Source organism: Candidatus Albibeggiatoa sp. nov. BB20 (assembly GCA_016744725.1).
Lineage (GTDB): Bacteria > Pseudomonadota > Gammaproteobacteria > Beggiatoales > Beggiatoaceae > Albibeggiatoa.
The window spans coordinates 1-23,585 of record JADGDW010000039.1; the positions used below are offsets into that span (position 1 = coordinate 1).

Consider the following 23,585-nt stretch of genomic DNA (forward strand, 5'->3'; position numbering starts at 1 on the left):
GTACAGGCACCATCGTAATTGAACCTGCACGATTTTTAATCCGTCCTGCACGCTCATAAATTTCGGCCAAATCGGAATATAAATAACCAGGATAACCTTTGCGTGCGGGCACATCTCCTTTGGCAGTTGCCACTTCACGTAATGCTTCAGCATAATTGGTCATATCAGTAATAACCACCAAAACATGATGATCTAAATCATAAGCCAAATATTCTGCAACAGTTAATGCAGTTCGAGGTAAAATCAAGCGTTCCATCGGTGGATCATCCGCATGATTGATAAACATCACCACATTATTTAATACGCCACTGGATTCAAATTCTTCTTCAAAAAAACGTGCATCAGCATATGATACACCCATTGCTGCAAATACCACCGCGAATTGAGATTCTTGTCCTGGTAATTTGGCTTGACGTACAATTTGAGCCGCAAGACGATTATGTGGCAAACCTGAGCCTGAGAAAATCGGTAATTTTTGTCCGCGTACCAAGGAGTTTAAGCCATCGATGGTAGAAATCCCAGTTTGAATAAATTCACGCGGATAAGCTCGAGCTGCGGGATTTACCGACGAGCCATTAACATTGCGTTTGAGACTAGAAATAATTGGCGGTCTATCATCTTTTGGTTGGCCGATACCATTAAATACACGCCCAAGCACTTCAGCCGACAAAGGCATTTCAAAAGGTTGTTCTAAAAAACGCACCCAAGTTGATTCCAAATCTAAATCTTGCGTACCTTCAAACACCTGAATCAAAACAACGTCAGTTGTGGTTTTAATAACCTGTCCATTGCGCTGACGACCTGAATGATCCCGCACAATGACTCTATCTCCTAGCGCAACACCTGATACACCACGCATGAACAATAAAGCATCCCTAGCTGCGGAAGCCATACGATAAGCTTTTTCTTTCATTGCTGTCCCTCTGAGATGATGACTTTGCTATATCATACGACAAGTTGGTTAAAAAAAAGATACCATTGAAATAAATAAAAACCATCAATGCCGCTTAAACCATAGCAATTGTTATGAGCTTTCCAATATTCGATTTTTTAAACGATCATTGTTATTGCGAATCATGAACCATTGTTTAATAATGAGCAACGATGGAACATCTATAAGGAACTATGTATGTTAAAATTCAAATTGGTTACAGGTCTTTTGGCTTTAAGCCTATCATTTAATACCCAGGCAATTAATTTTTTTAGTATTGGTACAGGTGGTGTGACAGGTACTTACTATCCTACTGGTGGTGCAATTTGTCGTTTGGTCAATAAACATAAATCTGAAACCAAAATGCATTGTAGTGTTGAATCAACAGGTGGTTCAGTCTACAACATTAACACTATTAAAAATGGTGAATTAGACTTTGGGGTTGCACAAAGTGATGTGGTTTATCAAGCGTATAATGGCTCAGGTAAATTTGAAGGTAAAGCCTATGGTGATTTACGTGCAGTGATGGCAATTTATCCAGAATTATTGGCCTTGGTTGTATCTAAAGCATCAGGCATTCAAAGCGTAGAAAACATTGAAGGTAAAAGAATTAACTTAGGTAATCCAGGTAGTGGTAATGAAGCCACAGCTGATATTTTGCTTGCTGAGGCTGGTCTAACTCGTGATGACTTGGCCTTAGCTGGTGTATTAAAAGCCCAAGAATGTCCTACTGCATTACGTGACAAAAAAATTGATGGTTATTTCTACATGGTAGGCCATCCAACCTCAAATATCCAAGATGCAGCAAACTCTGTTGATATTCGTTTAATTTCGATTGATGGCTCGTATGCTGATTCTATGATTGAGAAGTATCCTTATTTTGCAAAAGGGATTATTCCCGCAGGCATTTACAAAAATGTAGATGTGGATGTTCACAGTGTTGGTGTAAAAGCGGTATTGGTGACTAAGAAAGATACCAGCGATGAAATGATTGAATTGGTTTTACGTACCATTTTAGATGAGTTTGAAAACTTCAAGCGTTTACATCCTGCGTATAAAACCATTACGAAAGCAAGCTTATTAGAAGGCTTAAGCATACCATTGCACCCTGCGGCTAAAAAAATATATCAAGAAGCCGATTTAACTAAAAACTAGTGGATTCTCTTGGGTAGTTCTAATCGAGTTGGGTTTTAACTATGTATACACATTTATTTGATAGGGCTACCTTTCTGTTAAAAATGCCTTTAGGTAGGATAAGGCCATGAATCAATTGGAGTATGAAATTCGGGAAAAACAAACCCGTCTGCATATTAATAGTTTCAATATGACTTTTGGTCGATTGATGGATTTATATGATGAGCAGCATTTTATTATCCCTAAAGAATATAAAGACTGTATGTCATGGAGTACAGTTGAGCAAACATGCTTTATTGAGCATCTGCTACTTGGCTTTCCAACCAGAGCCATTTTTGTGGTTGAAAATAGTCAACACCAGTGGGAATTAATTGACGGTGTGCAACGCATTCTCACTGTATTTTCTTTATTTGGTCGCCTAACACACATGCCAGAGCAAAATGTGTTGACGCTGGTTCAAGGACAATTTATTGAGCATCTCGAAGGCATCAACGCAGATAATATGCCTGATTTTGTTAAGCAACAATTACGTGAAAAGCCCTGTCATGTTGATAGTATTCGTTGGGATAGTGATATTGAGTTTTTAGGCGAAGTATTTAAACAAAGTCATTAGTATTTTAGAGGTTTACATGTCTTACCAAACAATTATTTATGAAGGTCTATGGAAAAATAACGCAGGATTAGTGCAGTTACTGGGCTTATGCCCATTATTAGCAGTCACAGGCACATTAGTCAATGGTTTAGGTTTAGGTATTGCAACCACTTTGATTTTGATTTCTTCTAATGTCACGGTGTCTTTAATCCGCAATGTTGTTCCAAATGAGGTACGCCTCCCTATTTATGTGCTGATTATCGCATCTTTTGTCACAGCAGTTGAGATGTTGATAAAGGCATTTTACTACGATTTATATTTAGTTTTAGGCATCTTTATTCCCTTGATTGTAACGAATTGCGCTGTTATTGGGCGTGCTGAAGCATTCGCTTCTAAAAATTCGGTTGATCGTGCATTTGTAGATGGCTTGATGATCGGTTTAGGTTTTACCCTCGTTTTGGTGTCATTGGGTGGGCTTCGAGAAATATTGGGTTACGGCACATTATTTTCGCAAGTTGAGTTGATGTTTGGTGAGAATGCGAAATGGATGGAAGTACAGCTTTTTGAAAATTATCGTGGATTCTTGCTCGCAATTTTGTCACCGGGAGCGTTCTTTGGTTTAGGTTTATTAGTCGCATTGAAAAACTGGATTGATAAACGTTTAGAGTCAAAAGCCCCGTTTGTTGTGTTAAAAGAAGAATTGAGTCAAGTGTAAAAAACAGTTTTGAATTTTTAAAACTGGCAGTTCTAACCATCTGAATATAAAGAATCTCAGTGATATAGAGTTGCCAGTTTTTCTGGATAGCTTGACATAGTAGGTTGTTATGCAGAAGGCTGAAGTAAAAATGTGGCAAGGGGCTTGTGGGATTTTCTACTTCCTGAATATCGCCAATGTGCCACTATCTATACTGATTTTTGGGAAGCCTATCAATCTGTTTTACCCTCCAAACGCCTTCATACTGTTGGGAAAAAAACGGGACAACATCGTATATTGAGAGATTTAACTGTATTCTTAGACAGAATGTTGGTCGTCTTGCCTGAAAAAACCTCCCCTTCTCCAAATCTGTTGAAAACCATATTGAAACTGTTTGGTATTTTATTCATCATATACAATATGGCACTGTTTTTTTACAGGATTTTCCAAGATTTTAATACTGCTCATCCAATACCGCTTGGATAATTTCCCGATGCCGGTTAAATTCTTCATCAGTGGCAGGATTTAAGCTAGTAAGCCGCATATTCTTTAATAGTGTTTGGCCTTCAGAGCTTTGCTTTAAATCAGCCATTAGCATTTGAATTTCATCACGTAACTCTGTGGGCATGTCACTTTTTACCGCCCAAGGTAAATGGGGTAAACGTTCGCCACGCGCTAAATATTCTAATTGTTCAATATCTACTTTCTTTTTAACAACATTGAGCTTTAACACTACATCACCTGCACCTGCTGCATCAGCTTGTTTGAAAAATGCCGCTTTAATCGCACTAGGGGGATTTTTAGCAAAATCAGCTTCATATTCTCCCCATTTCAAGCCGCCTTGTTCAAGCAAATAACGAGCAACAATATAACTTTGCATTGCACGTTTCCCACCACCAAATACTATTTTTTTACCTTTCAAATCTAATACAGATTTAATCCCACTGTCTTTACGCACGATAATTGAGCCTGTAATTGTGTCATTGCCCATTTCTTCATTTTTTAAAATAACTTGATAACCATATTTCTGATGTGAGACCACGTAATGATATTGATTGTAATGCACAAGGTCATATTGATGTTTGAGAACACCTTTCCAAAAGGTTTTGAAATTCTTAGAAGTTACGACTTTAACTTCACGTCCTAGCTTTTCGGATAAATAATCACTCAATGGGCGAAATAGCTTCATGGTGATTTTGGCACTACGTCTAGGAAAAATACCGACAATGAGAGGCTTTTCTAAAGTTTGACTGCCAGATTCCGCCGCAAAAGATAAAGTGGGTAAAGTGTAAAGCAACAAACCACACATCATGAGACTAATCACTAGATTCTTCATCGCAACATTCCTCCAAGATAATATAAATAGCAGTTTTATTGTTATTATTTGTTAAAGTTTGTAGGCAAATCCCTTATTAGTCAAACGATATTTTCTTGTATGTTAATTACCTTAGCTTGGAATTTTAAATGTGCTTATCTTGTATTAAAAAGTGGAAGTTTCACTGCTATAATTCTGCACCCAACAAAATTAACTAAAAGAGCCAAGGGTGGCTAAAAAGGGCATGAAGGCGAGACATTGGAAGTTATAATACGGAGCAGGAGTAAGAGCCTTAGTCAGCAAGAATCATTGTCTATTCAAATAGAGTATATAACCATACCAAACTGTATGGCTACAAACGAAAGGTTTACCGAATCTTATCTGCCAAGATTTAATCAATTAAATTGAACAATTGTGATGAAAATAATGAATAATCCTATCTCAAAAACTGCAATTCAAGATACAGAACAAGAACTCTGTGACTTTTTAGATCAAGTGGATACTGAAGCAATGCTATCTGCTATGGCCGTTCAACTATCGTTAACTTCAATTGATGGTGCTATCGGAGATAAAAATGGTTGTCATCCAGCCTTACTCGAAATTGTTGCACGTCATGCCATTCCAAAATTTGGCATAAATGAAGGCAAAAAACTAACTCATTTAGAGTTTAATCAATGTTATAAGCTTGCAGAACAACATTTAGCAGCACGTATGATAAGTAGAGATAATGCTGCAAATTTTGAAGAAGCATCATTAAGTTTGGACAACATTGCAAATAGACTTTCTTTACAGTCTGAAGTTGTGAGAGGAAGTGCTTATCCAGAGCAAACAGCATATAGAATTACAGAGGTACAAGGAAAATTCGATAGCTGGTTTCAGAAAAAAATTGGGATTACACCTACGACAGCTGCTGAAATCATATTGGCTTTAACTCAACACATTGAATCAGCTTATAATATGCACTGTGATGATTTTTATGAGTATGCTCAATCATCTGTAGAAGACTATGAAGATTTTGCAAGCAAAAAAATGTGTACTGAGGATGAAAAACAATTTTTGAGTTTTTTTGAAAATGCAGATGAAGCAGGTGAGTTTGCATTTTCTAGCAAATTTAATGAAGTCATGCCACCTATTTTGCCTGTGCATATAGAGAACTTATCAACAAAAGAACCTATATCCAAACAGGAAGCTGATGCGTTAAAAAAACTGATTGGTGTATCAAAACAAACCATCCATCAACAGACAGAAATGCAGCGTTATCCGCTTTACATCTTAAACTCTGGTACGGTTCTTCTTGGAAATCTTTCAAACTGCTTAGATGTGTTATGGGATGCTTTTGAAAGCGTGGCGAAGCAAGATAAAAGTTTTTATGACAATCGTTACCAAAATTTTCGCGGAAAATGGCTTGAAAAAGAAGGCGGGCAGTATTTGGAGAGAATATTTTCACCTCCAGCTGTTTATTACTCATTAGATTACCCAAACCCAGATAAAGATGGAATGGCGCAACTTGATATAGCAATTAAGTGGGGAACATTCCTTATTTTGGTAGAAGCAAAAGCAACACAATTTCAATTTGAGTCTGTTCGAGGAGATACAGGTCGCTTAAGAACTGACTTATATAAAAATATTGAACATGCCTACAAACAGGCAGCAAGAGCAATAAGATATGTAAATAGTAATCCAAAAGCTGTTTTTATTGAGCATGATACAGGTCGAAAGCTTGAGATAAGAAAAGATTCTATCCAGAAAATTTACTCAATTTCTCTTTCATTAAATCATTTAGCAGGAACAGCAACACAGTTACATGATGTTCAAGAATTAGGGCTTTTTAAAGATAAAAACTTTCCGTTTGCAATTTGTCTTGCTGATTTAGACCTTATTACACAAGCCGATGTTACGTCAGAGACTTTTTTACATTATATTGAAAGAAGATTAGTTGTACAAAATATGCCTGAGGTGCATGCTCCTGATGAACTTGGGTTATTTGAATCCTACTTAAATAATAGGCTTGATATAAGAAATATGTCTATGCCTGATGATGAAAATATTGACCACATAGTTATACAACCAAACTCGCCAATGTTTAACCACTTTGCAATGGCAATGAGAGGTGAAATAGACACAAAGCCAAACCTATCATTATTGCTGCCAGACGAAATTTTAGAACTACTACGACAATTATCCAAACGAAGTGATAATGGAGCAAAATGGATTGCTTTTAATTTGTTGGATTTAGATAATAATATATTAGAAGACCTTTCTCATCGTCTTTTTGAAATCACGCAGGCAACTTTAAAACCCGGTATTTTTAGAAGAGTTTCTCTTGCAAATGATGAAATGGTAATCACTATAATTGGCTCAAGCCCTAATACATCTCTCGATTCAAAAATGGAACATGTCGATTTAAGAGGAAAAGTCGAAAAATATCGGCGAAAACTCAAGAAAAGTATCGGTATTGGCGTTGTATGCACTGGTTCTGGGAAATTGGTTTTAGATACTGTTCAATATCTTGAAGGGGAGTGGCGGTTTGATGCTGAAACAGAGAAATTGATTGAAACTGAACCTAAATTTACGCCAACAAAAGAATCAAAATTACCAAAAAGAAACGAACCTTGTTTCTGTGGTAGCGGCAAAAAATATAAGAAATGTTGCTTAAAGAAAGTACAAGAAAATATTCGCTGAAAATGCTTTATAAGATAGCCATACACCGAGGTGCATGGCTACAAAAGAAAGGGCTAGCGAATCTTACCTGCCAACGCTTGGTCAACTAAATCTAACAACTCAGTATCTTGATACGGCTTAGTTAAATAATGATCGACACCAGCCGCTTTTGCTTGCTCCCTATGCTTCTCAGTGGTTCGAGAGGTAATCATGAAAATCGGAATATTACCTGTTTCCTGATTAGCACGCACGTGAGCGGTTAGCTCTAAACCATTCATTCGCGGCATTTCCATATCAACCAACATCACTTTAGGTCGCTGCTGATTCATGACCTCAATCGCTTCCAAACCATCTTTAGCTAGAATCACCTCAAAGCCAGCATCTTCCAACAGCAATGACATAGACTTACGGACACTCAATGAGTCATCCACTACCATCACGGCAGGTGCGCCTGAACCCATTACCGCCATATCCATGCCTTCATCATCATTTGCAAAGCTCATCATGGATTGCATTGGTGAACTCAACAACTCAGGCAAATCAAGTAACGGTACAAGGCTACCATCACCAAGAATCGAAGCACCCGATACACCGCGTACTTTCTTCACGTAATTACCCATAGATTTCATTACAAGATCATGAGTATCAACCAGTTCATCAACCACAACCGCAACAACAGTGGTTTCTTCACGGGCTAAAATAATCGGACGATTTTCACAATTATCGATACCTTGATAATCGCTTTGTACACTAATTAAATCGGATAAAGCTTTGAGTTGATAAATATTCTTACCAATTTCAAGATGTCTTTCATTGCCTACCATTTTGAATTCGCCACTGCTATGTGCCAAGGCTTGCTCAATACTACTGGTTGGAATACCGTAATAAGTTGAACCTGTACGCACAATCAAAACGTGAACCGTAACCAAGGTCAAAGGCAGTTTAATAATAAAATCAGACCCTTCTCCAACTGTGGAGAAAATATCCAATGTACCTTTCATGTTACGAATATTGGTATACACCACGTCCATGCCTACACCACGTCCTGATACTTGGGTTACGCCTTCTTTGGTGGAAAAGCCTGACATCAAAATCAAACGCGCCAGTTCATTTTCGGACAATTCTTGGTTTTCAGTAATCAAACCACGCTTGACCCCAAGTTCACGAATTTTAGGATAATTTAAGCCCTTGCCGTCATCTTTACAAGCAACAACAATATTATTACCTTCGCGATAGAAATGCACAATCACCGTACCTTCTTCAGGTTTCCCAGCGGCAATCCGTTCCTCTGGTGTTTCCAAACCGTGGTCAATTGAGTTCCGCAAAATGTGCATTAACGGATCACCCAAGTTGCTCAAAACGTCACTATCGATCAGCAAATCATCCCCGATCACTTCTAGTTCCGCTTTCTTATTCACCGCTCGACAAGTTTGACGAATATTACGCTGCAATTTAGAAATCACCGTATTCACGGGAACCATCCGCGTGGTCATAATCGTGGCTTCAAACTCTTTGTTTAAACGCTCTTGGTGAATAAACATCAATTCAAGCTCGGACAAATCGCCTCGTATCGACATCGCCAATTCACGTGAATCCGCAATCGATTCAATAAAGCTATGCGCCACACTATGCAGTTCGTTATATTCTTCAAATTCTAACGGATCAAAATCCTCTTCCTCTTCTTCAGCAAGCGTTTTATGATGACCGCCTTGTAAATTGGTAATCCCTCTAACATCAACAAGGTTTTCTAACTCAAAGGTTTTTTTCTGTAACAATAAATCTTGTTCAGTTAAAACCCGAGTACTGGTCGTCACATGCTTCAAACGTTCCTGAATCTGACCCATCGAAATTGACAGCTCACCAACCAAACGCATTAAATCGTCAACCGTCCGCGTTGGGACACGTAACATTTGCTCTGGTGCAGCGGTATCAGTTTTTGGTTTGGCTTTTTTCTCTTTCTTCTCAGCTTTAGGTTTTTTTGCACTCGCTGCGGATTTGGTTGGCGCAGGCGGTGCTTTCAATTCACCCTTATCGATTTGGTTTGCCCAGTCTAATACTTGTTGTAACAGTTCTTGACTATTATCAGGGGCATCATCATCGCCTGTCAGTGAACCCACCATACTTTCAATACAGTCAGCCACTTCCACCATCACATCGGTTAATTCTTTTGGTGGCACAACTTGATGTTCGGTTAAATATTCAAGAATATCCTCCAGATGGTGACCCATGCTGGCAATACCTTTAACACCCAGAATATTAGAAGAGCCTTTCAGCGTATGCGCAATCCGTTTGGCTTTTTCTAATTCCGCTTTATCTGGTTCTTGAATAATATTTTGAATACATTCCGAGAACTCTAAAGCATGTTGTGGTGTTTCTTGTAAATAAGCTTCTAATAATTCTGGGTTAATATCTTCAGGTAATTCTAATGAAATGTCTTCTTCAGAGGCAACAGTTTGACGGCTATCTGTATCATCAGAGACCATTTCACTGTCTTCGTCTGCGGTTGTACCCGCCGTTAACTGATTTAATAAGCCATGTGCTTCACTATCTGGTAAAGGCTTAATCCAGAATGATTCGCGGAAATGGTTCAGCATTGCAATCACGCTGTCCATTGGTGAAATCAAATAAGCCAGTACTAAATCAGGCCATTCAGATAAAGGTTTTTTAGCTTTTTGCCGCGTGGCTAAATCGGTTGTTGCCCAAGCATTCACATTGTCGGTAACTAAATTAGCCACGGTTTGAATACCATCTAAACCCATCATTTCCGCTGCCATATTCAAGCGTTGGACTTGTTCAGCATAGTTTTCTGCGACTTCTTTGAATAATGGATCACTGCTTTCTAAACTGGTGAATTGCTCTAATTTCTCACTCAGCTCTTCTTTAGTCGATTCCATTTCAGACCTTAGAATTTCTAAGACCTCGTCATTACCTAAGGAAATCTCACCACCATCACCCATATCTGCGTCCATTTCAGCAGCAGGCTCAGGCTCAGGGGCTATATATTCAGCTTGTTCTTCTTGAGCAATTTGGGCTTCATAGGCGGCAACTTGTTCGCTAGAGCTTGAACTTTGTGATAATTGCTCTAACAAAATTGGGGCTTGTTCTGCTTCTAAAGGTACAGGCCATGTTTCGTCTTGTAAGAATAAAACCAGTTGCTGACTGCCTTCTTCAGGATCATTTAAATAATCCAGTACCAATGAAGGCCATGTTTCAAAATAGCTTTGTTTCTCAAGTTTGGTCTCTTTATCCAGCAGAACAAAGTTAGTAATATTATCGTTAACAAAGGTACACACTTCGCGCAAGCCAACAAGACCTGCCATATCTGCCACATCCCAGATGACTTGTACTTGATTGGTGTACTCTTCAACTGCTTCGAACAGTTTAGGGTTATCATTTTCCATAGAGACACATACCTCAAGGGCTGCGGATAATCCTTCCACAACATCTGTTATTTGTGCGCGTATTAGTTCTAAAGTTTCGGGGGCTGCAATTGCAACATCTGCAACGGGAGCAACAGGCGATGGTACACTTTCTTGCACTGTTTGACCACCCGCCAATAAGTCTTGACTTAATTGATCGGGATTTTCAAGTGGACTTGCCCATTGTGAGTTCTGCAAATGAGACACCAATTCTTGTGTGCCTGATACAGGTGTCTGCAAATAGTTTACAACATAATCAGGCCATGCAGAAAATACACTTTGTGCTGCTTGACGTTCATTGCGTTCGTGCATACTCAACGCCATCACATTATCATTGATAAAGCTACAAACGTCTTGTAAACCTGAGAGTTGCGCCATTTCAGCGGTATCCCAAATCACTTGCACATTTTCGGTATACGCATCGACAGCCAATAACAAATCTTCGCTGCCATCTTCCGCTGCCATTAATTTGCTTAAGGTGACATTTAAATCAGTTGAAGTTTCTGTCACTTGAGCGACAAGTAGATCAATGGTTTCTGGTGGTGCGATTTCGATGGTTTTGACAATAGGCGCAGGAATGGGTTCAGCAAGGACTTGTGGTGCAGCCATCTCAACGCGATCTGATTTCAATAATTTAGCGTGAAGTGCTTGTGCATCATCAGCGTGCATCGGCATCAACCAGCGTTCATCTTTGGCTAAGTCAATGATTTCCTGTGCACCCTCAACAGGGGAATTGAGATAATTTAAAACAGGTTGTGTCCAACTGGCGAAAATTGGGTGTACGCTTTGGCGAGTGGATTGCTCCAACATCCCCAACGCCATCACATTATCATTGATGAAGGTACACACATCTTGCAAACCTGCCAATTGTGCCATATCGGCCACGTCCCAAATGCCTTGCACTTGTTCTGTGTAATTTTCGATGGTTAATAACTGGTCTTCGCTACCATCTTCAGCTTGGACAATTGTATCTAAAACGACTTGTAATTCCAGTGCGGAATCAGAGATTTGACCGGCAATCAATTCTAAAACATCAGGATCAGCCAATACAATAGGTGCTGCAACTGTTTCTGCGGGTTCTTGTCCCGCGATGGTGGCAGGTTTCATTAAATGTTCAAGTAAAACATCACCTTGCGGCGCATCTAATGGCGATGACCATAAATCACTTTGTAAATGTTCAACTAAATCGCAAGCAGTACTGGGGACTTCTAAATAACCTAAAACCAATTGTGGCCAATCTGCAAATAAATGCCGTGCGTTATAACGCGCCTCTTGGTCTTGTACACCCAGCCCTGTCACATTATCGTTAATGAAAGTACATACATCTTGCAAACCAGTAAGTTGTGCTAATTCAGCGACTTCCCACACGGACTGGACTTGCTCGGTATAAGTCTCAACCGCTTCCAGTAAATCTTCACCACCGTCTTCGGTTTCAGTCAATGTAGTGAGCGTAGTGGATAAACCTTCAGCACAATCATTCACTTGCATAATCAGAATATTTAAAATATCAGGATCAGCAAGCTGCATTTCTTCTTGTACACTGTCGTCTGTTTCCGCAATAAAATGTTCCACAACAGGTTCAGCAGGCAGTTCCTCAATAATATCAGGCGCGGCAATCTCAACTGTTTCTTGTTGAATATGTGCTAAACGGGCAAGCAGTTCTTGTTGCTGTTCTTCTTCTAAAGGTTGAATCCAGCTTGGATTTTCTAAATGAGCTAATAATATTGGCGTGATTTGATGTGGTGCATAAATATATTCTTGTAATAAATCTAAGGTTTTCTCAAGCAATGGCTTGGCAGCACGACGAATTGAAGACTCATGGGTACTCAACGCAAAAATATTATCATTTAAGAAAATACTAACATCTTGTAAACCTTGTAATTGTGCATTATCTGCCGCATCAGAAATCGATTGAATATTATCTGAACAACGTTCAATTGCTTCTAACAGCTCAGGACTGTCATTGTCTGATGTTGCAAATAAATTGAGGGCAGAGGTCAAGTCATCTGTCGCTTCAGTCAATTCAGCACTAAATGCTTCTAAAACTTCAATATCAGCTAACTGAATTTCTTCAACGGGTTCAGTGGTTTCCCCGATAAAATCATCGGGCGCGTCAACTGTTTCAGTTTCCAATGGTTCGGCAATACTGTCTAAGTCGTCATCAAGTAATTCGTCGTCTAAAGCTGTCGGTAAATCGTCAGTTAACTCTTCGCTGACAGGCTCTTCTACGGTTTCAGGTAATGCTTCTAGCTCATCAATCGCATCGTCTAAACTTTCAGGTAACGCTTCCAGCTCGTCAACAGCATCATCTAAAGTTTCAGATAAGTCGCTTACATCATCAAGACTTTGATCCAAATCTTCTGGAAACGCATCTAAATCATCAATCGCATTATCCAAAGTTTCTGGTAATTCATCTAAATCGTCAATCGCATTATCTAACACTTCAGGTAGTGTTTCTAAATCGTCAACCGCATTGTCTAATATTGCAGGGACATCGTTTAAATCATCAATTTCACTGTCTAAACTTTCAGACAAATTCTCTAAGTCTTGATCTGATATTTCATCAATAGACTCTGCTGGTAAATCCTCTAAATCTTGATCTGATATTTCATCAATAGACTCTGCTGGTAAATCTTCTAAATCTTGATCTGATATTTCATCAATAGACTCTGTTGGCAAATCTTCTAAATCTTGATCTGATATTTCATCAATAGACTCTGTTGGTAATTGCTCTAAACCTTCACCAAATGTTTCGTCTGTACCCTCACTAATCGCCGCATCTAAATCATCAGGCAAATCATCTGGAGTTACATCATCTAAAGCGGCAGCCACATCAGCCAAATCCTCATCATCCATATCATCTAATAAGGCTTCATTTTCAGCTTGTTCTAACTCAGCGACCTCACTGGCTAATAACACATCCTCATCAATATATGCTTCACCCCAATCTGGGCGGGTCATTTCGATTTCAGGTTGTGCTTCATCCTCTTGCTCTGAAAATAATGCTGGATGATTATGCATTTCTTCTTCAACTACTGGTAAATCAACAGGCTTATAACTCGGTTCTTCCAACTGTGACACCATGACTTCTTGCACCAGTTGTACAGATAAACGGTGTACATCTTCATCATTTAAATGAATGACCCACTCTGGCTGCTGTAAATGCTCAATTAATCCCGCTGCCCCTTCTTCAGGCAGTTGTAAATAATTCAAAATCAATTGAGGACATTGGGCAAATAGCTCTCGTACTGCAAACCGATCTTCTTGTGACTGGCTACTTAACTCAAAAATATTTTCATTGATAAAAGTACAAACACTTTGCAAACTACTCAAGTGTGCATCACCTGCCGCTTCCCATAAAATTTGGACGGTATTGGTGTACTCTTCAACTGCGGTTAAAAAGTCATCGCTGTCATAATCTGTGGTCGAAAATTTATTGAGTGACTGGGACAAGTCATCGGTCAAATCAACCACTTTATTTGATAATGCAGTTAAGGTTTTAGAGGGTTTAGCATCAGGTTTGGGAGCAGTCGCTTCTTCTTCCTGTTCAGGATGATCTTGTGCCGCTTCGGTTTGCAGAAAACTATCTATAAATGCATCATCGGCTTCAATTTCATCATGCTTAATCTCTTCGCTGAGGGCATCCAATTCATCAGTATCTAAACTGTCCAAATCGGGTAAATTATCTAAATCATCCTCTAAATCGTCAGGTAATTCATCATCATAAGCTTGCTCATCAACCATCTTTTCAAGTTCATGGGCTGAAATTTGTTCTAATGTTTCTTCAGTAACATCACCAACTAAACTATCAAATACCGTTTCTTCACTGACCTCTGACTCAATAATACTGTCAATATCCTCGTCTAAAACAGGAATGAAAGGCAATTCATTAGCTAAGTCACCTGCTAAATCATCAGTGGCTAATTCATCAAATACAGCAGTATCTAATTCAGGTAACGGCATATCATCACCCATGTCTGATTCTGGTAGCACCACCTCTCCCGCAGGAAATGGCATGTCATCATTTGATTCTGTATGACTAATAGGTGCAAAATGTGTGGATAAATGTCCAACGGTTTCATCACTTAACGCATCAAATTCAGCATTGCTTAATAAAGGCTCTGGTGCGGCTGACAGGTCTTCGCTATGTTGTTCGACCTCAGGTATTGGCGTTAAATCAGTGTCTACGGTGTCATTGGCTAAATCATCTAAACTGGTCATAGATGCTAAGTTTTCGCTGCTGGTATTGGGCGAGAAGTCATTGGCTAATAGTGTATTTAAAGTGTGAGCCTCGTCTGGAGAAATAGCATGAGGCAATTGATTATTTTTCAGAATATCAACAAGTTCTGTTCGGTAGCTTTCACTATTAGGCGCATATAAATAATTACTGATTGATTGGGGTAAAAATTCAATTTCTTCGCATATTGTTTGACGAATGTCTGCCTCAACTTGGGGTAATGCTTGAATATTTTCTCTAGCAATATGACATATCGTTTGCAAACCTTCTAAATGGGCTTGTTCTGCTGATTGATTTACGTTTTTTAAATAATCCACGCAATCATTAATCGCCTCATCCAGTACATCAGTTGAGACTTGTGTATCCATAAATACAGCGAGTGACTCATACAAATTGTATGCTTCATTAGCTACTTGGACTTGTAATATTTCTAAATGTTCAGGTTTGAGTATCGCCGCCATAACAAAACCTCTTCAATTACCAATTACCAATTATCAATTAACACGAAAGCTTGCCCAGAATTAAACATTGTTCAGCAAGCAACGCTCACAGAGAACAAATATTCCTCAATGTTTGAATTTGGCACAATGCGCAACTGTTAATTTTTACTGATAATTGTTAATTGTTTATTGATAATTGTTTACTCGTCGTGTGTCGTTGGGAGTTTGAACACGCGAATAGATTCAATCAATTGTTTAGAGTAATCTACCAGACGGTCTGTTTGTACCGTTTGTTCTTCTAACTGTTTCGCAGTTTCTTGGGTACTCTGCTGAATCGATTCCGCCCGTTCTCGTAACTCGTTAGAAATGGTTGCCTGTTGACGTGAAGCCATCGCAATTTGCTCAACCACTTGTACCAGATTCGCAGTCGTATCCTGCGTTTCCTTCATCTGCTCACCAGCCCGTTCCGCTAAGCGCGAGCCTTCAATCACCTGCGTAATGGTTTTATCCATGGTGGCAATCGTATCGTTGGTTTCCACCTGAATGTTTTTCACCAAGGCCGAAATCTGTGAAGTCGCGTTACGTGAACTTTCTGCCAGTCGTTGTACCTCATCCGCAACCACCGAGAAACCACGACCTGCTTCACCCGCTGCCGCCGCCTGCATCGATGCGTTCAGTGCCAGTACGTGAGTCCGTTCCGCAACGTTGTTAATGATGTCAACGATAGAGCTAATTTCTTGTGAACGTTCACCTAATCGCTTAATCCGTTTTTCCGTTTCATGAATGGTTTCACGAATTTCGCCCATCCCTTCAACCGTGCTGGTTACTGTCGCAAGTGCCGTTTGGGTGGTGCGTACCGCCTGTGCCGCGATTTCGTTACATGATTGTGCAACTTCTGCAATCTTGTTCATTGCCTCAGATGCTGCTTCAAGTTCTTCCATGGTGGTATCAACGATTTCACGTTCTTCCTCTGCCACCTTGGATACATTCTCACCCTGCGTTTTTACTTGCTGAGAAGCGGTTTCAACTTCCTCTGTAATGCGTCTTACGTTGAGCAATACTTTTGAAGTCTCAGTCGCCATCTGGTTAATCGCATCAGCCAGCGGGCCTGTTACGTCTTCGGTTACAGGTACTTGTACGGTCAAATCCCGTTGCGATAACTGGAATGAGGCTTTCAATAATTCAATAATCGAGTTATTGAGCATCTCATTTTCTTTCTCTGCTTTCGCAAGTGCGGATAAACGATCATCAAGCAAGCCGTTAAACGCATCGGATAAGGTTTCGAGTTCGTCACCTGTTTGAATATCTGCCCGTGCCGTGAAGTCACCTTCTGCAACTTTACTTACCGTTTCTTCCAAGTGACTAATCGGTGCTGCAATCCGACCAAAGAATAAGAAACCTGCCGCGCCTCCAAATATTAAAATCACTAACGCGATTGGTACTGAACCATATTGAATCGCATTGGTTAAAGCTTGTAAGCGTTCTAAAGATTCTTCCTCTGAAATATCCGAGAAAATCGCCCATTGCAAACCCGGTACGTTAATCGGTGCAAATGCAGAAAGTACGAAGTCGCCCCGATAATCAGGGAACATATCAAAACCTGTCACACCTGAGAAGGCATTACGTGTACCGGGGTTATCCACTTTTTGCAGCCCCACACTGGTATCTTTTAAGTCAATGTTAGCAATAATTTCTGGCGATAATTCGGCTTGTTCAATCGCAGCAAGATAACCTTCTTTATCCTCAATCAACATACGGCTGTCATTACGCATTGTACCGTCAGAGGCAACAACATAGGTTTCACCTGTGCGTCCTGATTCTTCCCCACGCCATGCACGGTTGTAAGTCATAATGTCATTGATAGTATGAATCGCTAATTCAAAAACGAGTACGCCAATCCGTTTTCCTTTATCAAATAAGGGTGTGCCAATAAAAGCCACAGGGTTTTGGTAAGCAGGGAGATAAGATGCAAAGTCCACAATAATAAATTCATCAGGAGAAGCTTTACTCATGCGTTCAAATACACGTCCAATACCTGTTTTTGAAAAAGGCCCATCATTCAATGAGGTGGCAAAATCAATTTCTTTACGCACGGAATACACAATATTACTGCTATCCACATCGACTAAGAAAATATCTTCTAAGTTAAAACGGCTTTGATATTCTCTAAATTCACGATGATGTTGGCGATGTACGTTGGTGTAACTGGAGCTATCTGATGCAGAGAACAGCTCACTTTTTGTACCTAATGGATTATCATTTTCTGCGATATAAAAATATTGTAGAGCCAAACTATTATCATCTAATTGATTCAGCATCGCTGCCATATCAGGTGCGGGGTCTACGTTTAAAGTTTCATATTCCTGGACAAATTCATCAAGATAGAATCCTTCTAATGCTTCAGTATATTCATCAAAAGGTAATGCTTGAGGGAAGGATGGCCCTTCGTCAACCGCTTGCATTCCTGCTTCTTCGGCAAAATTGGGGAATGTATGTTTAAACTCTTGCATCGCGCCCACCGTGCCTTTTGCATCAGCAAAGGTCAATAATTGGTTGGCGACTTGGTTGAAATAACCTTCAATTTGTTGTTTTTTAGTATCACGGATCGAGGTAATGTGACTTTGCGCACTCTCGGTCAAAGCTTGTTGACCCAAGTCACCCGCAATCTGGCTGGTAAAATAGGCCGTAATTACTACAGGTAGCAACGCGAGAATCGCTGAACCGATAAACATCTTTTGTTTTAGCTTGAGTTTCATGGGCAGGTCTCCATTATTCTGTAGACTCCTTTAGCGTTGTCAATTTAAGCCGCGACTTTTTTTACGAGTGATTCAAAAAAACCAAAATGGTCAAAGTTAAACCACACTTCACCTTCTTTTTCATAACCAATTGAGGTAAATTGCTGAATAGCATCAGGTAAGACGGGCTGTATCTCTAGTTTATCTTCATTGGTAAATGCAATATGAATTGGTAATGCTTCGATTAAAATCGCGCCTGCCTTTTCACCTTCACCTAAAATTAATAACATGTCTTTTCTACGTCGATTTTCAGTCTTGGGCAAACGTAATAAATCATATAAATCGAATACAGGCACTAAGTTACCACGTAAATTGATTAAACCTAGTAGCCATTCTGATGTGTTGGGAATCGCGCACACTTGCTCCAATTCTTTTAACTCACTAATAATGTTCTCACCAATCAATAAGCCAATATTCGCAATCCGAAATCCCATGCGTCGACTGATTTCTGATTGAGCTAAACCCCAAGCGGCCTCTTCTGCTTTTCTATTTAAAGGGCGTGTAAGCGCACCGCTGGGTGGCTGCCATGGGGTATCGGTAGTAGGAATGGAAACTCTTTTATCTTCGTCCATGATGATGCTATTTGGCTTTGGTCACGTAAGACTGTAGTGGTTTGGAGTTAAAATGTACTAGAGCTGGGGTACGACCAGGATAAGACACCCAACTGGTAAATGGTTCGCTACCAATCAATTCATGGCGTTCTGCAAAGTAACGAATATGACGCATTGCTTGGCGCATCAAACGGTCATTACGAATCGCGGATAAACTTTTAATTGGGGTATCGTTTAACTCAACGCTGCTGAGTTGATTAGCGAAATCTTCAGGTTCAATGCTGGCGAGCTGTGACATTGCACGAATCGTACTGCCTTTACGCGAACCTTGTAACCGTTCCACAACTGAGAACCACGCTGAAAGTAATGCTTGGCTAAATTGAGGGTTTTCTTGCAATACTTCACGTCTGGCGACCAGTAAATACATAATTTCATTTGGAATTCGACGGCTGTCAAACATGAGTTGGGCTTGTTGCTCATTAATTAATTTGGCTGAGTTTGGGTTGCCTGCCACAACGCCATACACTTCACCACTGACAAACATAGTTGGAATATCAATATCGCGGGTATTTTGAATATTAACACGGTCAAAATCGATTTGATTTTTAATCATGTAACGCTCTAATAAATAGTGGCGCGAGGTGTTTTGAGACAAGGCGATTTCTTTATCTCGTAAATCAAAGTGCTCAGCATCGCCATTAACCAATAAGGTTTCATTGCCGTTGCTGTAGCCCATAACCAGAATCACGTCGGCTTCAATATCTTCACGTACAAAATTGGCAATCGCATCAATATTACTAATGGCTACGGCATGTACTTCACGATTAATAAATTTTCTAATCGTACTGGAATAATCACCTGTGACAAACTGTACATCAACATTGTATTTATCACGATATTCTTGGAACGCACCCTCTTCATTTGCTAAATACCAAGGCATCCACGCAATATAAGGGGCAACCGCTAAACTGAGCGAAACCAGTTCTTTGGGGTTATTATTTACATTGTTGTTATTATTTTCAGTTTCATCCCCACCGACTAAATTTTGCATATATTCACAGCCAGTCAGAGACAATATGACCAGTGTTGTTATGAATAATCGGATGAGGCTTTGCTTGGTTAAACTGGGCATTGGGTTAAGCTCCCTCTTTATCTTTAAAGTACTTGACGAGCGTGTTATTCCTGAATAATACGATATTTTTTGTAACTATTTTGCTTATGTTTAAACACGAAGCTAAACATCGTCAGTTTTGTTCAAACACTGTAGCATAGGATAGTAAAAAATTTTACAAATAACAAGTTACATTCATCTGTTGATGCAATATATTAACTATGTTGTGTAACTTATGGCAAGCATAAACATTTTATGTATTTTCCTATATGCAATTAGGTTGGTTTTAGGAATGAGAATTAACTTAAGTATTTAGGGAATAAAATTTAATCAGTTAAGCTAAAGAGCGGCCGACGTTATTCACGCAAAATGAATCGTACACTCCTAAAAGACAGCTTACAGCCCTGAATAATTATTCATAATTCATAAGCACCAACGTTGCTTGACATGCCTCAGCAGGTGTTTTGCTTTTGACTAAAATATCCAACATTTTTTCTAATACTTCTTTTTGAATATTACGGGTAATAAATACAATTTGGGTCAACGGTTTTGATTTTGGCCATTTTTCTAAAGTCGTTGGTGGTTGAAAAATATGCTGTACGCCTTGTACAACCACAGGTAAATCGGTCTCTTCTGTGTATACTAAGCCTTTAATTCTTAATAAATCTTTCCCACGCAAAGCCGTCAACTGTTGAAACCAAAGATTTAAAATTTTCCATGACAATGGCTTATCGTATTCTAAGCAAAACGATTGAATATATTCATCATGCCGGATTTCATTGTGATAGGAATAATCAAATTGCTGTGTGCCGTGATGGTGTGTCATTGGCTGATGGTAAGCTTCTGCTTGTAACCATTGTCGTACGTCCAAAGATTTAGTCGATGGGTTATATAATCCTGCGCTAAATAATTGTTTCACATCCACATTACCGTTAACACTTTCTAACATCATCGCACCGGGGTTCAGTGTATGCAGGCGTTGTTTTACTTGTTCAACGATATCAGGCTCAACTAAGTCCGTTTTGGTCAAAATGACTCGGTCAGCCACCGCAGCTTGCTTTACAGTTTCATAAAATTCTTCAAACTGTTGTTGAGCATACATGCAGTCAACGGTTGATAATACACTATCTAAATGGAATTTGGTTTTTAAAGTTTCATCATCTAGCAAAGTATGAATAATCGGCGCAGGATCGGCTAGGCCTGTGGTTTCGATAATCACCCGCTCAAAATAAGTGATTTCACCTGCTTGACGCTTTTGATATAAATTTTCTAGTGTTTCTACCAAATCGCCACGAATCGTACAACAAACACAACCACCATCCATAATCATCACATCTTCAGTGGCTGATTCTATCAATAAATTATCAATGCCGACTTCACCAAACTCATTAACCACCACCGCAGCTTTTTGCATATCTGGATGTTTTAGCAGTTTATTTAGTAACGTGGTTTTGCCACTTCCCAAAAAACCCGTGATAACAGCAACGGGCAGATAATCAGTTGGAGGAGCAAAGGTATTTAAAGTTGTACTCATGGTCATCAGTATAAAGCAAATTAATGGACTTGATTATATAGCCAAATGCAAAGAAAGAAAATCGAACATTAGTCAAAGTCAAAAAAGCAGTTGAATTTTAAATACACATCACTTGACTGATTCCAGTGCGTTTAGCCTATTTCAATTCCTGTTTATATCAGCTAAGCTAATGTAAATATCCAGTTAATGGAGGCTTTGAAATGATACGGTTTATATCTATTTTTCTTGCAATATTGTCATTAACACCTTATGTGATGGCGATTGACTGCAAGCTCCCATCAACAGCTATGACTCAAGTCATTTGTGGAGATTATCGACTCAGTCGGGCAAATGAGCATTTAGAGCAGCTCTATCAGCAACAAGCATTAAAAACGGGTGACGCTGAGGATTTGCAAAAATCATGGTTAGCCAGTTTAGAGCATAATTGTGAGGCAAAAAAAAAGGATTGTCTACGCCAACAATATGAGCAACATATTCGAGAACTCAGTCAGAAAACATGGCAGTTTCCAGCACAAATTCATCCTGAGCTAGCATCATTCCAATTTGAATTAGTGGGGATTGCTGATGAAGACACCGCACACGTTCAAAAAATCATTATTTCTAATCAAGACGGGTATCATCAGACTTTGATTATTGAGCATGTATCAGACATGTTAAAAGAGACTGAAACGCTTTGGCTGGATAGCGGTGAAGGCTTTAAAATTGAAGATGTTAATTTTGATGGTTATAAAGATATTCGTTTGATGGAATTATTGCCAGCGGGCGCAAATGTACCTTATTTATGTTGGTTATATCAGCCTGAACAAAAGCAATTTGAGTTTAATAAACAATACAGTCAACTAGCCCATTTAACGCTTGATATAGATAAAAAACAGGTTATTTCACAGTATCGAATTAATGCAGTTGAACACGGGATAGATTATTATTCAGTAAATCAATACAAACTCATTTTAATACGGCAAGAGTTGCTTAAATATGTGAAAAATAAGGAAGATGAATTAGAATTATTTGAGCTTGTAAAAGAACGGGTTGGTGATGAATTACAAATTACCAGCCAAAAGCTTATTCAATGATAAAAATAGTGTATTAACATCATTTTTATCAATATTCGCCGAATTAGTAAAAAACAACAATGAATCATAACCATGACAACCATGCCTAACACAGGTGATATTTGCCCGATTTGTAAACAAAGCATCTTAATTTTATCAAATCAACAATGCAAGGATTATATTAGTAAACAGGTTTTTAGCTTGTTAAATTGTCCGCATTGTAGCTGTTATGTTACCTCTGGCAATATGCAGCAAGATTATTATGGACAGGCTTATTATAATTCTAAAAAAGGTAAATTCAGTCCACTGATTGAGAATATTTTTAGGTTCAATCATCAACGCAATGCCACACAATTTTTTAAACGCTTTCAACCCAAACGGATTTTAGAAATTGGCTGTGGGCGGGCTTATTTATTAAAAGAGCTTAAACAATTAGGTTGTGAAGTCTATTGCTTTGAATCTGATGAAGCGGCTGATTGGATTTTAAATAATCCTGATGTGAATATGCTGACTGAGAAGAAACTAGATTTTCCTGCTCAATATTTTGATTTAATCATTTATTGGCATGTTTTTGAACATTTAGCTGATCCTGTTGCCTCTTTGCGTCGTATGAGTTTGATTTTGGCAGATCATCAGCGTATTTGTATCAGCGTCCCAAATGCCGCGAGTTATCAAGCTCGATTGAACTTAACCACATGGTTTCACTTAGATGTGCCACGCCATTTGTACCATTTTACGCCTAAAAGTCTAGTAATGTTGTTAGAGTCTGAAGGCTATGAAATTGAATCAATTGAAGCGGGTGATATGATTCAAAATTTATATGGTTGGTTGCAAAGTGCAGCGAATCGTTTTACACCATCAGAAATCAATGGTTTTTACCGATTTTTACAAGGCGGTATACCCCTAAAAACCCTATCTAAATCAGTATTAGCCATACAATTAATAACCAGTATTATTTGGATACCTGTTGGCATTATTGGCTATATTATTGAAACTTTAGCAGGCAAACATGGTTCAATTACAGTTTATGCTCGTAAAAAGCCATAAAAGGTATTTATTACGCTTATAAGACATATTGGTAGATTGATCTAAAAAAATTCTTGTTCCTACATGGCATGT

Annotated in this window: 14 protein-coding genes; 7 read left to right on the forward strand and 7 right to left on the reverse strand. The window is 39.0% G+C overall.

Annotated features, from left to right (window positions below; genetic code table 11):
• Window positions 1-913 (reverse strand): V-type ATP synthase subunit B (locus ABXH34_RS06440; RefSeq protein ID WP_353571043.1); only part of this gene is annotated, 913 nt, incomplete at its 3' end.
• Window positions 914-1,129: 216 nt separating this feature from the next.
• Here ABXH34_RS06440 and ABXH34_RS06445 point away from each other — a divergent pair.
• From ABXH34_RS06445 to ABXH34_RS06460, 4 genes are all read left to right on the forward strand, one after another.
• Window positions 1,130-2,086: a TAXI family TRAP transporter solute-binding subunit gene (locus tag ABXH34_RS06445; RefSeq protein WP_353571044.1), complete on the forward strand. Its 957-nt coding sequence runs from the start codon at window positions 1,130-1,132 to the stop codon at window positions 2,084-2,086.
• A gap of 106 nt (window positions 2,087-2,192) precedes the next feature.
• The gene (locus ABXH34_RS06450; RefSeq protein ID WP_353571045.1) at window positions 2,193-2,678 is read left to right on the forward strand and encodes a DUF262 domain-containing protein; all 486 of its coding nucleotides are present in this window, start codon (window positions 2,193-2,195) and stop codon (window positions 2,676-2,678) included.
• A gap of 16 nt (window positions 2,679-2,694) precedes the next feature.
• On the forward strand, window positions 2,695-3,372 hold the full coding sequence (locus tag ABXH34_RS06455) for an electron transport complex subunit E (RefSeq protein ID WP_353571046.1): 678 nt from the start codon (window positions 2,695-2,697) through the stop codon (window positions 3,370-3,372).
• 132 nt (window positions 3,373-3,504) lie between these two features.
• Complete coding sequence (locus ABXH34_RS06460; protein ID WP_353571047.1) at window positions 3,505-3,837, forward strand: hypothetical protein; 333 nt, start codon at window positions 3,505-3,507, stop codon at window positions 3,835-3,837.
• On the opposite strand, the gene ABXH34_RS06465 is transcribed toward ABXH34_RS06460, so the two are convergent.
• Complete coding sequence (locus tag ABXH34_RS06465; RefSeq protein ID WP_353571048.1) at window positions 3,806-4,687, reverse strand: phosphate/phosphite/phosphonate ABC transporter substrate-binding protein; 882 nt, start codon at window positions 4,685-4,687, stop codon at window positions 3,806-3,808. The two genes, ABXH34_RS06460 and ABXH34_RS06465, sit on opposite strands and share 32 nt — an antisense overlap.
• A gap of 405 nt (window positions 4,688-5,092) precedes the next feature.
• Between ABXH34_RS06465 and ABXH34_RS06470 the strand changes: the two genes are divergently transcribed.
• Window positions 5,093-7,348, forward strand: coding sequence for an SEC-C metal-binding domain-containing protein (locus ABXH34_RS06470; protein WP_353571049.1), 2,256 nt, complete (start codon window positions 5,093-5,095; stop codon window positions 7,346-7,348).
• A 53-nt stretch (window positions 7,349-7,401) separates the two neighbouring features.
• Here ABXH34_RS06470 and ABXH34_RS06475 read toward each other — a convergent pair whose 3' ends face one another.
• From ABXH34_RS06475 to ABXH34_RS06495, 5 genes are all read right to left on the reverse strand, one after another.
• Window positions 7,402-15,444, reverse strand: a complete 8,043-nt coding sequence (locus tag ABXH34_RS06475) for a response regulator (protein WP_353571050.1) — start codon at window positions 15,442-15,444, stop codon at window positions 7,402-7,404.
• 179 nt (window positions 15,445-15,623) lie between these two features.
• Window positions 15,624-18,179 carry a methyl-accepting chemotaxis protein gene (locus ABXH34_RS06480; RefSeq protein ID WP_353571051.1) on the reverse strand — a complete coding sequence of 852 codons (2,556 nt, stop codon included), beginning with the start codon at window positions 18,177-18,179 and terminating at the stop codon, window positions 15,624-15,626.
• A gap of 44 nt (window positions 18,180-18,223) precedes the next feature.
• The gene (locus tag ABXH34_RS06485) at window positions 18,224-18,790 is read right to left on the reverse strand and encodes a chemotaxis protein CheW (RefSeq protein WP_353571052.1); all 567 of its coding nucleotides are present in this window, start codon (window positions 18,788-18,790) and stop codon (window positions 18,224-18,226) included.
• Between the two features lie 7 nt (window positions 18,791-18,797).
• Window positions 18,798-19,901, reverse strand: a complete 1,104-nt coding sequence (locus tag ABXH34_RS06490) for an ABC transporter substrate-binding protein (protein WP_353571053.1) — start codon at window positions 19,899-19,901, stop codon at window positions 18,798-18,800.
• Between the two features lie 391 nt (window positions 19,902-20,292).
• Window positions 20,293-21,414, reverse strand: a complete 1,122-nt coding sequence (locus ABXH34_RS06495) for a CobW family GTP-binding protein (RefSeq protein WP_353571054.1) — start codon at window positions 21,412-21,414, stop codon at window positions 20,293-20,295.
• 200 nt (window positions 21,415-21,614) lie between these two features.
• Between ABXH34_RS06495 and ABXH34_RS06500 the strand changes: the two genes are divergently transcribed.
• Both ABXH34_RS06500 and ABXH34_RS06505 read left to right on the forward strand, forming a co-directional pair.
• Window positions 21,615-22,487, forward strand: coding sequence for a lysozyme inhibitor LprI family protein (locus ABXH34_RS06500; RefSeq protein WP_353571055.1), 873 nt, complete (start codon window positions 21,615-21,617; stop codon window positions 22,485-22,487).
• A 72-nt stretch (window positions 22,488-22,559) separates the two neighbouring features.
• Entirely contained in the window at window positions 22,560-23,513 is a 954-nt protein-coding gene (locus ABXH34_RS06505) for a class I SAM-dependent methyltransferase (RefSeq protein WP_353571056.1), read from the forward strand.
• Window positions 23,514-23,585 lie beyond the last annotated feature (72 nt).